The sequence below is a fragment of the Citrobacter sp. Cs237 genome (assembly GCF_030332325.1).
Classification (GTDB): domain Bacteria; phylum Pseudomonadota; class Gammaproteobacteria; order Enterobacterales; family Enterobacteriaceae; genus Citrobacter_A; species Citrobacter_A sedlakii.
In genome coordinates, this window is sequence record NZ_JAOWIB010000104.1 from 99,464 (window position 1) to 114,540 (window position 15,077).

A 15,077-nucleotide genomic window follows, 5' to 3' on the forward strand; every position below is an offset into this window, starting at 1 on the left:
AAAGGGAAGGTAAATGTCACGATATAACAAAATAGCGCAGCGGTAATTTGTTACCACCAAAAAACACCCTGTTTTTACGCTAATTTTTTTGCCAGCTTGCGACCAAGCGTCTCAAGAATATAAATCACCGGAATTTGCGTAGTAATATCGTATACGCCGCCAATACGGGTTTGCGGGACGTGCCAGGAGAGATTAAAGTCGGCCAGTTTTGCCAGGCGCGAATGTTCATGGCTGGTGACCGACAGGACCTTACACTTATGCAGGCTGAACTGGCTGGCAAAACGCAGGATCTCCTCGGTTTCGCCCGAAACTGAAAGCACAATCGCCAGCGCATTACGCGCCATATCGTTAGTGACCGGAAAATAAGGGTCGTCAATATGGTTACTGAATTTACCCACATTCGAGAAAAAACGCGCTCCGTATTTCGCTAAGGCGCCGGATGTCCCTGCACCGACAAATATAATGCGTTCAGAAGACAATATTATCTCGACGGCCCGATCGAGTAACTGATCAAATTCATCATTATTTACGCCTTTAAAGAAACTAATGATTTCGCTGGCGCCAAAATTTGTCTGTTGCGGTTCATTTTGCTCTACATATAATTTAAAACGTACGCGAAATTCTGAGTAGCCTTCGCAACTAAGTTTGCGGCAGAAGCGTAACACGGTGGTGGTGGAAACCCCTGCCGCGTCGGCCAGCTCGCGGATGGTCATGTAGATCACTTTGTCACGGTTTTTAATGACATAGTTGTAGACCAACATCTCGATATTGTTGAGACTGGCGACGGCGGCGTGGGAGAACATACTCACAATGGCAAAACTCACTCATCTGACTTGATCTTCAGGAAATAATAACATGCAGTCCAATGACATCACTTTTTTTCAGCGCTTCCAGGACGATATTCTGGCAGGCCGGAAAACCATCACCATTCGCGATGCTTCTGAAGCGCACTTTAAAGCAGGCGATGTTCTGCGGGTGGGGCGTTATGAAGATGATGGTTATTTTTGCACGATTAACGTGGTGGGGACGTCGACAGTGACGCTGGACACGCTGACGGAAGAACATGCACGACAGGAAAATATGACGCTTGATGAGCTAAAGCAGGTAATCGCTGACATTTACCCGAATGAGAAGCAGTTTTATGTAATTGATTTTAAATGTGTTTGATTTTACCGAACAGCTGTAAGTTGAAATGGTAAATTCAAGTCATTGATATTGAATGATTAAATTTAAAAGTGGAAATATTTTAGCTAACAGGTGTTCACTGGAACTATTCTCAGTTACGCTAGAGGAGCAATCACGAATGTGTTCGTTTCTCCGGAGTAAGCTATGGTTCAAAAGCCATTAATCGCACAGGGATATTCACTGGCAGAGGAAATCGCCAACAGCATCAGTCATGGTATTGGGCTGGTGTTTGGTATTGTCGGCCTGGTGCTGTTACTGGTTCAGGCGGTGGATATGAACGCCAGCGCCACGGCGATTACCAGCTACAGTCTGTATGGCGGCAGTATGATTCTGCTGTTTCTGGCCTCCACGTTGTATCACGCCATCCCACATCAGCGCGCCAAAGTGTGGCTGAAGAAATTCGACCACTGCGCGATCTATCTGTTGATTGCCGGTACTTATACGCCGTTTTTGCTGGTGGGACTGAACTCACCGCTGGCGCGTGGTCTGATGATTGTGATCTGGAGTCTGGCGCTGCTGGGCATTTTGTTCAAGCTGACAATTGCGCACCGGTTTAAGGTGCTGTCGCTGGTGACCTATCTGACGATGGGCTGGCTGTCGTTGATTGTCGTGTACCAACTGGCGATCAAGCTGGCGGCAGGCGGTGTGACGTTGTTGGCAGTCGGCGGCGTGGTCTACTCGCTGGGCGTTATTTTCTACTTATGTAAACGCATACCTTATAACCATGCCATCTGGCACGGCTTTGTGCTCGGCGGCAGCGTCTGCCATTTCCTCGCGATTTATCTCTACGTCGGTCAGGCGTAGTTTGTATGCCGGATATCGGTGAGCGCCTCATCCGGCGTCTAACCGAGCGGTAGGTCTGGTAAGCGCAGCGCCGTCAGACGCCGCGCCACTGGGTCGGTTTTTACTCCTCCAGCGAATAGGGCAGCGGTTCGATGTGTAGCGTATTGGCATCGTCACGAACGCGGAATACGCTGTCAGCTTCCATGTCGTTGTTCATCACCACCTGCACCAACAGCTGACCATCGTCGAGCTGCGCCGCAGCGAGCACTGTGCCGGTGCGGCGCCAGTTCTCACCCATCTGCAATTCCAGATCGTCACCCGCTTCCGGAACCCGGCTGGCTTTACCGGCCAGATACCACAGCGCGCGCTTATTGGCGCCGCGGAATTTCGCCCGGGCGACCATTTCCTGGCCGGTATAGCAGCCTTTTTTAAAGCTGATGCCGCCCAGCGCCTGAATGTTAGTAGCCTGCGGAATAAACTGCGCGCTGTTTGCCGCGTCAATGACCGGAATACCGGCTTCGATATCCAGCGCCAGCCATTGTTGGCTGTTGTTCAGTTCTGCTTCGCCGCGCAATTTTTCGCTGACGGCTTCCGCGGTTGCGGCATCGGTGATCAACAGAAAACGCTCTGCCGGATGTTCAAACCATAACAGCGTGGTAACGCCATCACGAGCAACCGGCTTTTCGGCGTCCGGCAGTACGCTGAAACTGTTCGCCAGCGCCGCACGCGCCTGAAAACCAGCAACGCCGAGCAGCACGCGCTCGTCATCCGGCGCGATAACCACTTTCGAGAACACGGCATATTTTTTCAGTTCGGTGAGCTGAGCGTCACGCAGACTGCGGCGCTCAATCCAGGCGAAACCGTCGTTGTCACGGAACAAGCGCAAGTTGCTCCACATTTTGCCTTTAGCATCGCAATGCGCCGCCAGAACATGCTGGTGCTCATCCAGTTGGCTCACGTCGGCAGTGACCTGACCCTGGATATATTTTTCGCTGTCGGCGCCGGTAATGGTAGCCAGCGCCCAGTCATCAAGCGTCATCAGCGTCAGCGGCAAACGTGCGGAGGCTGACGGCTGACGGGGAGGAAATGGAGTAAATGCCATAATAATGTCCTGATTTGCTTAACGCAGTAATAATGACTAATGGTAAAAGAGCCAGTGCCTAATGCAAGCGCTTTACTCATCCCATTTGTGCCTTATTTTTCGCATTGCGAGGCGTCATCCAGAAACAATGAATCCATTGTCTCTATGTGGTTTTAATTAGCGATCGTGCTTCCGAATACTGATATTCCCGTAAATTATGATGAAAAACACGTTACAATAGCCGGGTCGTTCATTTTCGTAAGACAGGAAGAAGAACATGGATATTAACAACAAAGCACGTATTCACTGGGCATGCCGTCGCGGTATGCGTGAACTCGATATTTCCATCATGCCGTTTTTCGAACATGAATACGATACGTTAAGCGATGATGAAAAACGCATTTTTGTCCGTCTGCTGGAATGCGACGATCCCGATTTATTCAACTGGTTAATGAACCACGGTAAACCAGCGGATGTTGAGCTGGAACAGATGGTACGACTCATCCAGACACGGAATCGGGATCGTGGTCCTGTGGCAATCTGATCTCCGCGTCTCGTGGCGCGCGCAGTGGTTGTCGCTGCTCCTGCATGGGCTGGTGGCCGCGGCGATTTTGTTAATGCCCTGGCCGCTGAGCTACACCCCGCTGTGGATGATTTTACTGTCGCTGGTGGTGTTTGACTGCGTCCGCAGTCAGCGTCGAATAAACGCCTGTCAGGGCGAGGTGAAACTGCTAATGGACGGTCGGCTTCGATGGCAAGGGCGTGAATGGACAATCGTCAACGCGCCCTGGATCATCAAAACCGGCATGATGTTGCGCCTGCGTTCAGAAAGCGGGAAGCGCCAGCATCTGTGGCTTGCAGCGGACAGCATGGATGAAGCGGAGTGGCGGGATTTATGTCGGCTGATGCTGCAACAGTCAATGCAACGGTAACGCTGACGGACAGGCAGAACCCTGTGCCGTCAGACTGAGGCCATTCAGGCGTAGTGTTCCGCCATCTCGCCGAGAATTTGCTCACACCAGGTCTGGATCCGTTCGTCGCTAAGGTCGTACTGGTTGGTTTCATCCAGCGCCAGACCGACAAACAGCTGACCATCGGCAATAACCGGTTTTGGGCTGGTGAACTCATAACCTTCGGTAGGCCAGTAGCCGACGAATTTTACGCCTTTGGTCGCCAGCTTGTCATGCAGCATGCCCAGCGCGTCAAGGAACCATTCGCCGTAGCCTAACTGGTCGCCCATCCCGTAGAGCGCGACAATTTTGCCTTCGAGGTTGAGTGTGTCCAGTTGATCCCAGACGGCTTCCCAGTCCTCCTGAATTTCGCCAAAATCCCAGGTAGGAATACCGAGGATTAACACGTCGTACTGCTCCATCAGGGCAGGCGCGTCGTCTTTCAGGTTATGAAGGGTGACCAGTTCCGGGCCGATGATGTCACGAATTTTCTCCGCGGCCATCTCGGTGTAGCAGGTGCTGGAACCGTAAAAAAGACCCATATTCATCGCGTAAACGTCTCAATATTTGCTTTGATTTTAGGCGTAGTGTACCAGAACCCATACCATTGAGTCATAATGGCGGCTTGCAAAATCAAAGAGGCTGATGTGGAAAAGGATCTCGCGCGCATTGAACACTTTCTTGATGCGCTGTGGCTGGAGAAAAATCTGGCGGAAAATACCCTGAGCGCCTATCGTCGCGATCTCACTATGCTGGTGGAGTGGCTGGCGCACCGTAACGCGTCGCTGGAAACCGTTCAGAGCGACGATCTGCAGGCGCTGCTGGCCGAGCGGATGGACGGTGGCTATAAAGCGACCAGTACGGCGCGACTGCTGAGCGCCGTGCGTCGTCTGTTCCAGTATCTGTATCGGGAAAAGATTCGTGCAGACGATCCGAGCGCGGCGCTGGCGTCGCCCAAACTTCCGCAGCGCTTGCCGAAGGATCTTAGCGAAGCGCAAGTTGAGAGATTATTACAGTCGCCGGTGGTTGACCAACCGCTGGAGTTACGCGATAAAGCGATGCTCGAGATTCTGTATGCCACCGGATTGCGTGTTTCTGAACTTGTGGGGCTGACAATGAGTGACATCAGCCTGCGTCAGGGGGTGGTCCGCGTGATTGGTAAAGGCAACAAAGAACGCCTCGTTCCTTTGGGCGAGGAAGCGGTGTACTGGCTGGAGACTTACCTTGAACATGGGCGTCCATGGCTGCTTAACGGCGCCTCCATTGACGTATTGTTTCCCAGCCAGCGCGCGCAGCAGATGACGCGCCAGACCTTCTGGCACCGCATTAAGCATTATGCCGTGCTGGCGGGGATCGACAGCGAGAAACTGTCGCCGCACGTTTTGCGTCACGCATTTGCCACGCATTTGCTCAATCATGGCGCTGACTTACGCGTGGTGCAGATGCTGCTGGGACACAGCGACCTCTCCACCACACAGATTTATACTCACGTCGCGACCGAGCGCTTGCGTCAACTTCATCAACAGCATCACCCCAGAGCGTGATGGCTGAAAGAACAGGAAAAGATATGAAAAAAGGTTTAATAATGTTCACCTTGCTGGCCGCCGCGTTTTCTGGTCTGGCGCAGGCTGACGACGCCGCGATTCGCCAGTCGCTCACCAAACTGGGCGTACAGAGCACCGATATCCAACCCGCACCGGTTGCCGGGATGAAAACGGTGATGACAAACAGCGGCGTACTGTATGTCACCGAAGACGGTAAACACATCATTCAGGGGCCGATGTATGACGTCAGCGGCGCGAGTCCGGTAAACGTGACCAACCAGTTGCTGATGAAGCGCCTGAACGCGCTGGAAAAAGAGATGATCGTCTATAAAGCGCCGCAGGAAAAACACGTTATTACCGTTTTTACTGACATCACCTGCGGCTATTGCCACAAGCTGCATGAAGAGATGAAAGATTACAACGCGCTGGGGATCACTGTGCGTTACCTGGCCTTCCCGCGCCAGGGGCTGGAAAGCCAGGCTGAGCAGGATATGAAATCGATCTGGTGTGCGAAGGACAAAACCAAAGCCTTCGACGAAGCGATGGCAGGCAAGGGCGTGAAAGCGGCAACCTGCGACGTGGATATTGCCGACCATTATGCGCTGGGCGTGCAGTTTGGCGTCAGCGGGACGCCAGCCATTGTGCTGAATAACGGCTATGTGGTTCCCGGCTACCAGGGACCGAAAGAGATGAAGGCGTTCCTCGACGCGCATCAGAAACAGACCAGCGGTAAGTAATTCGCGTGAAACAACAGATACAGCTTCGTCGGCGTGAGGTCGATGAGACCGCGGAACTGCCTTCCGACCTCTCGCCATTGTTGCGCCGCTTGTATGCCAGCCGCGGCGTACGTAGCGCACGGGATCTGGAACGCAGCGTAAAAGGCATGCTGCCCTGGCAGCAGCTAAGCGGCGTCGAAAAAGCAGTGGAGATCCTCTATAACGCGTTTCGCGAGGGGACGCGGATTATCGTGGTTGGCGACTTTGACGCCGATGGCGCGACCAGTACCGCCCTGAGCGTGCTGGGTATGCGCGCCTTGGGTTGCGATAACATCAGCTATCTGGTGCCGAACCGCTTTGAAGATGGCTACGGTCTGAGTCCGGAAGTGGTCGATCAGGCCCACGCTCGCGGCGCACAGCTTATTGTCACTGTTGATAACGGCATCTCCTCTCATGCGGGCGTCGATCACGCCAGCGCGCTGGGGATACCGGTGGTGGTGACCGATCACCATCTCCCGGGCGAGACGCTGCCTGCCGCTCAGGCCATTATTAACCCAAATCTGCGTGACTGCGACTTCCCGTCGAAGTCGCTGGCGGGCGTGGGCGTCGCGTTTTATCTGATGCTCGCGCTGCGCACGTTTTTGCGTGATAAGGGTTGGTTTGACGAACGCGGTATTACGCCGCCGAATCTGGCGGAACTGCTGGATCTCGTGGCGCTCGGCACCGTCGCCGACGTGGTGCCGCTGGACGCCAACAACCGTATTTTGACGTGGCAAGGGCTAAGCCGGATTCGCGCCGGGAAGTGTCGGCCAGGGATCAAAGCGTTGCTGGAAGTCTCGAATCGCGACCCGCAAAAGCTGACCGCCAGCGACCTGGGTTTTGCACTCGGACCGCGTCTGAATGCCGCGGGGCGGCTGGATGATATGTCCGTCGGCGTGGCGTTACTGCTGTGCGACAACATTGGCGAAGCACGCGTGCTGGCGAATGAACTGGACGCGCTAAACCAGACGCGCAAGGAGATCGAACAGGGAATGCAGGCGGAAGCGCTGGCCTTGTGCGAGAAGCTTGAACGCAGTCGCGACGCCCTGCCGGGCGGCCTGGCGATGTACCATCCCGAATGGCATCAGGGGGTGGTCGGGATCCTGGCGTCACGCATTAAAGAGCGCTTTCACCGTCCGGTCATTGCTTTCGCGCCTGCGGGTGATGGTACGCTGAAAGGTTCTGGCCGCTCGATCCAGGGGCTGCATATGCGCGATGCGCTGGAGCGGTTAGATACGCTGCATCCCGGGCTGATGATCAAATTTGGCGGCCATGCGATGGCGGCGGGATTGTCGCTGGAGGAATCGCGGTTTGAGCTGTTTCAGCAACGCTTTGGCGAGCTGGTGACTGACTGGCTGGATCCTTCTCTGCTGCAGGGCGAAGTGGTTTCCGACGGCCCGCTCAGCGCGGCTGAGATGACGATGGAAGTGGCGCAGATGCTGCGCGACGCAGGCCCGTGGGGTCAAATGTTTCCGGAGCCGCTGTTTGACGGGCGTTTTCGTTTGCTCCAGCAGCGTCTGGTGGGGGAACGGCACCTGAAGGTGATGGTGGAGCCGGTTGGCGGCGGGCCGCTGCTGGACGGTATCGCCTTTAACGTCGACACCACCTGCTGGCCGGACAACGGCGTGCGCGAAGTGGAACTGGCCTATAAGCTCGACATCAACGAGTTTCGTGGTAACCGCAGCCTGCAAATTATCATCGACAATATCTGGCCAATTTAGCGTCAGCAATACCTATAAAAAAGAGCGTGGATTCGGTACAATCCCGCTCTTATCACCGCATTTTAACGAGTCCAATAAAAGAAATCAGACCATGTTTGAAATTAACCCGGTAAAAAACCGCATTCAGGACCTCACGGAGCGCTCGGACGTTCTTAGGGGGTATCTTTGACTACGATGCCAAGAAAGAGCGTCTGGAAGAAGTAAACGCCGAGCTGGAACAGCCGGACGTCTGGAACGAACCCGAACGCGCACAGGCGCTGGGTAAAGAACGTTCCTCGCTGGAAGCCATTGTCGACACTCTTGATCAAATGGCTCAGGGTCTGGAAGACGTTTCCGGCCTGCTGGAACTGGCTGTAGAGGCCGACGATGAAGAAACGTTTAACGAAGCCGTAGCTGAACTTGATACGCTGGAAGAAAAACTGGCGCAGCTGGAATTCCGTCGTATGTTCTCCGGTGAATATGACAGCGCCGACTGTTATCTGGATATCCAGGCCGGTTCCGGCGGTACTGAAGCGCAGGACTGGGCGAGCATGCTGGAGCGTATGTATCTGCGCTGGGCGGAAGCGCGCGGATTCAAGACCGAGATCATTGAAGAGTCTGAAGGTGAAGTGGCCGGTATCAAATCCGTCACCATTAAAATTTCAGGTGAATACGCCTACGGCTGGTTGCGTACCGAAACCGGCGTTCACCGCCTGGTGCGTAAAAGTCCGTTCGATTCCGGTGGTCGCCGTCACACCTCGTTCAGCTCCGCGTTTGTTTACCCGGAAGTGGACGATGACATTGATATCGAAATCAACCCGGCGGATCTGCGTATTGATGTTTACCGCGCATCCGGCGCGGGTGGTCAGCACGTTAACCGTACCGAATCAGCGGTGCGTATCACCCACATCCCGACCGGGATTGTGACCCAGTGCCAGAACGACCGTTCTCAGCACAAGAACAAAGACCAGGCCATGAAGCAGATGAAAGCAAAGCTTTATGAACTGGAAATGCAAAAGAAAAATGCCGAGAAGCAGGCGATGGAAGACAACAAATCGGACATCGGCTGGGGTAGCCAGATTCGTTCTTACGTCCTTGATGACTCCCGCATTAAAGACTTGCGTACCGGGGTTGAAACCCGTAACACGCAGGCGGTGCTGGACGGCAGCCTGGATCAATTTATCGAAGCAAGTTTGAAAGCAGGGTTATGAGGAACCAACATGTCTGAACAACACGCACAGGGCGCTGACGCGGTAGCCGATCTTAACAATGAACTGAAAACGCGCCGCGAGAAGCTGGCTGGCCTGCGCGAGCAGGGTATCGCCTTCCCGAACGATTTTCGACGCGATCACACCTCAGACCAACTGCACGCTGACTTCGACGCCAAAGAGAACGAAGAGCTGGAAGCGCTGAACGTCGAGGTATCCGTCGCAGGCCGTATGATGACCCGTCGTATCATGGGCAAGGCCTCTTTCGTTACGCTGCAGGACGTCGGTGGACGCATTCAGCTGTATGTCGCCCGTGACGATCTGCCGGAAGGCGTTTATAACGAGCAGTTTAAAAAATGGGACCTGGGCGACATCCTTGGCGCGAAAGGCAAGCTGTTTAAGACCAAAACTGGCGAACTGTCTATTCATTGCACAGAGCTACGCCTGCTGACCAAAGCGCTGCGCCCGCTGCCGGACAAGTTCCACGGTTTGCAGGATCAGGAAGCGCGCTATCGCCAGCGCTATCTGGACCTCATCTCTAACGACGAGTCTCGCAACACCTTCAAAATCCGCTCGCAGATCCTGGCGGGGATTCGTCAGTTCATGGTGGGACGCGGCTTTATGGAAGTTGAAACCCCGATGATGCAGGTGATCCCTGGCGGCGCATCTGCGCGTCCGTTTATCACCCATCACAACGCGCTGGACCTCGACATGTACCTGCGTATTGCGCCGGAACTGTACCTGAAGCGTCTGGTGGTCGGCGGCTTCGAGCGTGTGTTCGAAATCAACCGCAACTTCCGTAACGAAGGGATTTCTGTACGTCACAACCCAGAGTTCACCATGATGGAACTCTACATGGCGTATGCGGACTATAAAGATCTGATCGAACTGACCGAGTCGCTGTTCCGCACTCTGGCGCAGGACGTTCTGGGCACCACCCAGGTACCTTACGGCGACGATGTGTTCGACTTCGGCAAGCCGTTCGAAAAACTGACCATGCGCGAAGCGATCAAGAAATACCGTCCGGAAACCGAGATGGCCGATCTGGATAACTTCGACTCGGCAAAAGCCATTGCTGAAGCTATCGGCATTAAGGTTGAGAAAAGCTGGGGCCTGGGCCGAATCGTGACCGAGATTTTCGAAGAAGTGGCGGAAGCGCATCTGATTCAGCCGACCTTTATTACCGAGTACCCGGCGGAAGTGTCGCCGCTGGCGCGTCGCAACGATGTGAACCCGGAAATCACCGATCGTTTTGAGTTCTTTATCGGTGGACGTGAGATCGGTAACGGATTTAGCGAGCTGAATGACGCAGAAGATCAGGCGCAACGCTTCCAGGATCAGGTTGACGCGAAAGCGGCGGGCGATGACGAAGCGATGTTCTTCGACGAAGATTACGTGACGGCGCTGGAACACGGCCTGCCGCCAACGGCGGGTCTGGGTATCGGTATCGACCGTATGGTCATGCTGTTTACCAACAGCCATACTATTCGTGACGTGATCCTGTTCCCGGCGATGCGTCCGGTTAAGTAAGCATTGAGTTGCCGGATGGCGATTTTGCTTTATCCGGCCTGCGGCATTTGTTCTGTAGGCCGGGTAAGCGTTACGCCATTCGATAACCTTTAGCGCTGGCAGTATTCCCGAAGCAAATGACGCGCTGCGCTGTTTGACGCCTGCATTACCATCCACGGACTGAACGCCCACGGCGTGGCGTCAATGGATGCCAGTATGCTCTCCAGATCGCACCATTGATATTCCATCACTTCCTCACTGTTTACCGCCATGTCGCCGACTACCTGCGCGGCGTAGACCGGGCACACTTCATTTTCGACGATCCCGTTCGGGTCGGCGGCGCGATAACGAAAATCAGGATAAACCGGCGTAAGACGGCTGATTTGCGCGCCAAGTTCAAAGCGGCAACGACGAACAATCGCCTCCTCTGTGCTTTCGCCCTGCTGGGGATGACCACATACGGAATTCGTCCATACGCCTGGCCACGCCTTTTTCAGTAACGAACGGCGAGTGACCAGAAATCGCCCGTCGGTATTAAACAGCCAGGAAGAAAACGCGAGGTGCAGTGGGGTGTGAGCGGTATGGGCGGCGTATTTTTCCAGCGTGCCGGAAGGAATATCCTGCGCATCCAGTAAAATGACATGTTCCCCGGTCATGAAAACTCCTGAAAAGCGATAACGATTCGGCAATGCGCTGAACCTTGTATTCAGAGAACCAGAGTAGCGCAGAATTGCGGGTTAAGTATTACCAAAACACGCCCCGGCAGCCAGAAATATAAGACAATAATGGTCTCGATTGTTCTGTCCTTACGCAATAAATTTGGCATCAGCCTTATGGCTGCTATGATAAAGCGTCTGATTATTTTGCGAGGACGTGTTTTGAGCGCAGGACGCCTGAAGAGAAATGGTCTGGGTATGGCGATGCTGCTGTGTGTGGGATTGCTGCTTGCGGGCTGTTCAGGAAATAAATCATCCGGATCTGGATCGTATTCTGGCGCCGTTTACACCGTTAAACGGGGGGATACGCTTTACCGTATATCACGTTCGACGGGGACCAGCGTTAAAGAGCTGGCGCGCCTGAACGGTATTTCGCCGCCTTATACCATCGAAGTGGGGCAGAAACTCAGGCTTGGCGGTTCGAAAAAGGCTTCCGCCAAAACGAGTAAAAAATCGACCAGCAAAACGGCAGCCGTCAGACCGTCTTCTTCCGTACCCCAGTCATCCTGGCCGCCTGTTGGACAGCGCTGCTGGCGTTGGCCTGCCAGCGGGAAAGTGATATTGCCTTACTCAACGGCTGACGGGGGCAATAAAGGAATTGATATTGCCGCCGCCCGTGGCACGCCCGTTTACGCCGCAGGCGCGGGGAAGGTGGTGTACGTCGGTAACCAACTGCGCGGGTACGGTAATCTCATTATGATCAAGCACAGTGAAGATTACATTACCGCCTATGCGCACAACGACACAATGCTGGTCAATAACGGGCAGAGCGTGAAGGCCGGGCAGAAGATTGCCACAATGGGCAGTACTGACGCGGCGTCGGTGCGACTGCATTTCCAGATCCGCTATCGCGCCACGGCCATCGATCCGCTGCGCTATCTGCCGCCGCAGGGTAGCCCGCCGAAATGCTGACGGCGAATTAATCGCCAGTCAGCAGATTGTCCCTTGCCAACAAGAGCGTAAGGTTTATAATGCTTTACGCTCATCTAAGCGGGCGTAGTTCAATGGTAGAACGAGAGCTTCCCAAGCTCTATACGAGGGTTCGATTCCCTTCGCCCGCTCCATGATACTTCTGAATCACCTCTATCTTATTGAATCCCTTGGCGATACGGCGAAAGCCTGATTGCAGAGTTACTGACTGTAACCTTCTGTGTAACCCTTCATCGGGAATTATTCACACATGGGACTCTCTGTTGCTGATTATCAGCTATGTCCATCATCATTACCTAAAGAGCTATGTACTCGTGCCGTCTGCTATCTCTATCAGCGCAACGGAATCTACTATTGCCGACTGAAAGTTCATTTATCAATAGACGTCTGGACGTCCAAATTTAATTCTGTCAGAATATCCTCAGTCTCACTTAGGACACGGAACAGGAGAATCGCTATGCGTCAACATCATCACATCAAGTCAGCACTCAGGGCCATTCGTGCCGATAATCCATTATTAACCTATGAAGACATGCGCGGTCATCTTCGAGAATTAGCCGAAGCAGAGTTATCGTTAGGTCGTTCAGATATTTTTGAGCCTGACATGGTGGATATTTACCGTGACCAGTATGGAGAACTCGGTGAGAGTCTTGTTGACGCTATTGTTAGTGAACCATTAACCGTTGACCAGCATCGTTACTTAAACGAAGCGCAAGATGTGCTCAAGGCTTGCATGGCGAGGGTAGAAGGGAACAGCCAGCCGCTGATTGATTATATTGACGGGTTTGATGGAGGAGTGAGGCAGTCGGTGAAGCAGGAAGTAGAAAGCGTAGAGCCACGCCCAACGGTCACATTAAGATTCCTCGTTGAGCAGTACGAAAAAGAGAAAGCGCAGAACTGGAAGCCAGCGACTTTAAAAGAGAACCAGGCGTCACACGATACGCTCATTGAGATTTTCGATTATCTCGGGCTGACGGACCTGACTGCAATTACCCGAGCGGACATGCTTGAGGTTCGTGATGTGCTCCAGAAGATACCGAAGAATCGTAAACAGCGCTTCAAGGATGCCCCATTGGTTGACCTGCTGACTACGGATAAGACCCATGAGTGCATGGATGTCGTGACCATTAACAACAAATATTTGGTTAAGATGGCAGCCTTGTTTAAGTGGGCTGTACGCAATGACTTGTTAATCAAGAACCTGACCGAAGGTTTAGAGCTAAAAGTGCCACCAAGAAAGGCATCAGAAGCCCGTAAAGCGTTTTCAGTGACGCAGGTAGGCCAACTTATTGATGCTGCAAAGAAATACTCTCAGAAGCCATCTGGTAAGCCATATCACTATTATGTTGTTATGCTGGCAGCTATTACCGGAGCGAGACTTAATGAAGTTGCTCAGATTCAGGTTAAAGATGTCAGGACCACCGAGGCCGGGACCTCTTATATTCATATCAATGAAGATACTAGCACTCTGCCCGGTAAGAGCATTGAATCGCCACGGGTTTAACAGACACCCCAGAGTCATTTAAGATGACTTAAAGAGAGGTGCCCATGAGCGGTAAGCGTTATCCTGAAGAGTTTAAAATTGAAGCAGTCAAACAGGTTGTTGATCGTGGTCATTCTGTTTCCAGCGTTGCAACTCGTCTCGATATCACCACCCACAGCCTTTACGCCTGGATAAAGAAGTACGGTCCGGATTCTTCCACTAATAATGAACAGTCAGATGCTCAGGCCGAGATCCGCCGACTCCAGAAGGAGTTAAAGCGGGTTACTGACGAACGGGATATATTAAAAAAAGCCGCGGCGTACTTCGCAAAGCTGTCCGACTGAGGTACGCCTTTATCCGTGACAACAATCGTTGCTGGCCTGTCCGCCTGCTCTGCCAGGTGCTGGATGTGCATCCGAGTGGGTTTTACGCCTGGCTTAAGCAGCCACATTCACGACGGTATCATGCTGACCTGAAGCTGACGGGACATATTAAGCAGTTCTGGCTGGAGTCGGGCTGTGTTTATGGCTATCGCAAGATCTATCTCGATCTGCGGGATTCCGGGCAACAATGCGGTGTAAACAAAGTCTGGCGGTTGATGCAACGTGTGGGGATAAAGGCTCAGGTCGGATACCGAAGTCCACGGGCGCGTAAAGGTGAAGCCAGTATTGTGACGCCCAACAAGCTCCAGCGGCAGTTCAACCCGGAAGCACCGGATGAACGTTGGGTTACGGACATAACCTACATCCGAACCCACGAAGGCTGGTTGTATCTGGCCGTGGTGGTTGACCTGTTCTCCCGAAAAGTTATCGGCTGGTCAATGCAACCCCGAATGACAAAAGAGATTGTCCTGAACGCATTACTTATGGCGGTGTGGAGGCGTAATCCTCAAAAGCAGGTACTGGTTCACTCTGATCAGGGCAGTCAGTACACGAGCCATGAGTGGCAGTCGTTCCTGAAATCACACGGTCTGGAAGGCAGCATGAGCCGTCGCGGAAACTGCCACGACAATGCGGTTGCGGAAAGCTTTTTCCAGCTACTGAAGCGCGAACGGATTAAGAAAAAGATCTACGGAACTAGAGACGAAGCCAGAAGCGATATTTTTGATTACATCGAAATGTTTTATAACAGTAAGCGTCGGCATGGTTCGAGCGAGCAGATGCCACCAGTTGAATATGAAAACCTATATTATCAACGACTCAGAAGTGTCTAGGTTATCCGTGGCGATTCAGT

Annotated in this window: 15 protein-coding genes, 1 tRNA gene and 1 pseudogene; 13 read left to right on the top strand and 4 right to left on the bottom strand. The window is 53.3% G+C overall.

Annotated elements, in window-relative coordinates:
- Positions 1–74: 74 nt before the first annotated feature.
- A complete protein-coding gene (locus OGY07_RS12495; protein WP_060569471.1) occupies positions 75–803 on the bottom strand; it encodes a MurR/RpiR family transcriptional regulator in 729 nt (242 codons plus the stop codon).
- A 52-nt stretch (positions 804–855) separates the two neighbouring features.
- On the opposite strand from OGY07_RS12495, the gene yqfB reads away from it, so the two are divergent.
- Together yqfB and trhA are read left to right on the top strand one after the other, a co-directional pair.
- Positions 856–1,167: a N(4)-acetylcytidine aminohydrolase gene (gene yqfB, locus OGY07_RS12500; protein WP_042292149.1), complete on the top strand. Its 312-nt coding sequence runs from the start codon at positions 856–858 to the stop codon at positions 1,165–1,167.
- 162 nt (positions 1,168–1,329) lie between these two features.
- Complete coding sequence (gene trhA, locus OGY07_RS12505; protein ID WP_286600900.1) at positions 1,330–1,989, top strand: PAQR family membrane homeostasis protein TrhA; 660 nt, start codon at positions 1,330–1,332, stop codon at positions 1,987–1,989.
- A gap of 100 nt (positions 1,990–2,089) precedes the next feature.
- Here trhA and ygfZ read toward each other — a convergent pair whose 3' ends face one another.
- Positions 2,090–3,070 (bottom strand): tRNA-modifying protein YgfZ, encoded by a 981-nt coding sequence (gene ygfZ / locus OGY07_RS12510; protein ID WP_181822563.1) that lies wholly within the window; start codon positions 3,068–3,070, stop codon positions 2,090–2,092.
- 256 nt (positions 3,071–3,326) lie between these two features.
- Here ygfZ and sdhE point away from each other — a divergent pair, with 256 nt between their 5' ends.
- Together sdhE and OGY07_RS12520 are read left to right on the top strand one after the other, a co-directional pair.
- Positions 3,327–3,593, top strand: coding sequence for an FAD assembly factor SdhE (gene sdhE / locus OGY07_RS12515; RefSeq protein WP_042292140.1), 267 nt, complete (start codon positions 3,327–3,329; stop codon positions 3,591–3,593).
- Positions 3,574–3,981, top strand: coding sequence for a protein YgfX (locus OGY07_RS12520; RefSeq protein ID WP_269535699.1), 408 nt, complete (start codon positions 3,574–3,576; stop codon positions 3,979–3,981). The genes sdhE and OGY07_RS12520 overlap by 20 nt, the downstream gene beginning before the upstream one ends.
- Before the next feature lie 44 nt (positions 3,982–4,025).
- On the opposite strand, the gene fldB is transcribed toward OGY07_RS12520, so the two are convergent.
- The gene (gene fldB, locus OGY07_RS12525) at positions 4,026–4,547 is read right to left on the bottom strand and encodes a flavodoxin FldB (RefSeq protein ID WP_042292135.1); all 522 of its coding nucleotides are present in this window, start codon (positions 4,545–4,547) and stop codon (positions 4,026–4,028) included.
- 99 nt (positions 4,548–4,646) lie between these two features.
- On the opposite strand from fldB, the gene xerD reads away from it, so the two are divergent.
- The 5 genes from xerD to lysS all read left to right on the top strand — a co-directional run bounded on the left by xerD (position 4,647) and on the right by lysS (position 10,736).
- Positions 4,647–5,543, top strand: coding sequence for a site-specific tyrosine recombinase XerD (gene xerD, locus OGY07_RS12530; protein WP_286600915.1), 897 nt, complete (start codon positions 4,647–4,649; stop codon positions 5,541–5,543).
- Between the two features lie 23 nt (positions 5,544–5,566).
- A complete protein-coding gene (gene dsbC / locus OGY07_RS12535) occupies positions 5,567–6,280 on the top strand; it encodes a bifunctional protein-disulfide isomerase/oxidoreductase DsbC (protein WP_286600901.1) in 714 nt (237 codons plus the stop codon).
- Positions 6,281–6,285: 5 nt separating this feature from the next.
- Positions 6,286–8,019, top strand: a complete 1,734-nt coding sequence (gene recJ / locus OGY07_RS12540) for a single-stranded-DNA-specific exonuclease RecJ (RefSeq protein ID WP_286600903.1) — start codon at positions 6,286–6,288, stop codon at positions 8,017–8,019.
- 91 nt (positions 8,020–8,110) lie between these two features.
- A protein-coding gene (prfB, locus tag OGY07_RS12545) for a peptide chain release factor 2 (protein WP_120714868.1) occupies positions 8,111–9,209 on the top strand; the annotation gives its coding sequence in 2 pieces (ribosomal slippage) (positions 8,111–8,185 and positions 8,187–9,209; 1,098 coding nt in all).
- A 9-nt stretch (positions 9,210–9,218) separates the two neighbouring features.
- Positions 9,219–10,736 (top strand): lysine--tRNA ligase, encoded by a 1,518-nt coding sequence (gene lysS, locus OGY07_RS12550; RefSeq protein ID WP_042292124.1) that lies wholly within the window; start codon positions 9,219–9,221, stop codon positions 10,734–10,736.
- Between the two features lie 89 nt (positions 10,737–10,825).
- On the opposite strand, the gene idi is transcribed toward lysS, so the two are convergent.
- Positions 10,826–11,371 (bottom strand): isopentenyl-diphosphate Delta-isomerase, encoded by a 546-nt coding sequence (gene idi / locus OGY07_RS12555; RefSeq protein WP_200035470.1) that lies wholly within the window; start codon positions 11,369–11,371, stop codon positions 10,826–10,828.
- A 222-nt stretch (positions 11,372–11,593) separates the two neighbouring features.
- Between idi and actS the strand changes: the two genes are divergently transcribed.
- From actS to OGY07_RS12575, 4 genes and pseudogenes are all read left to right on the top strand, one after another.
- On the top strand, positions 11,594–12,343 hold the full coding sequence (actS, locus tag OGY07_RS12560; RefSeq protein ID WP_042292370.1) for an amidase activator ActS: 750 nt from the start codon (positions 11,594–11,596) through the stop codon (positions 12,341–12,343).
- A 78-nt stretch (positions 12,344–12,421) separates the two neighbouring features.
- Positions 12,422–12,495: transfer RNA gene (locus OGY07_RS12565), tRNA-Gly, on the top strand.
- Between the two features lie 323 nt (positions 12,496–12,818).
- Positions 12,819–13,853 (top strand): annotated as a pseudogene (locus tag OGY07_RS12570) (site-specific integrase); the annotation flags it as partial.
- A 56-nt stretch (positions 13,854–13,909) separates the two neighbouring features.
- Positions 13,910–15,057, top strand: a protein-coding gene (locus tag OGY07_RS12575; RefSeq protein WP_199957947.1) for an IS3 family transposase whose coding sequence is annotated in 2 segments (ribosomal slippage) — positions 13,910–14,147 and positions 14,147–15,057 — 1,149 coding nt in all. Because the reading frame shifts where the segments join, the coding sequence is not laid out codon by codon here.
- Positions 15,058–15,077: the final 20 nt, after the last annotated feature.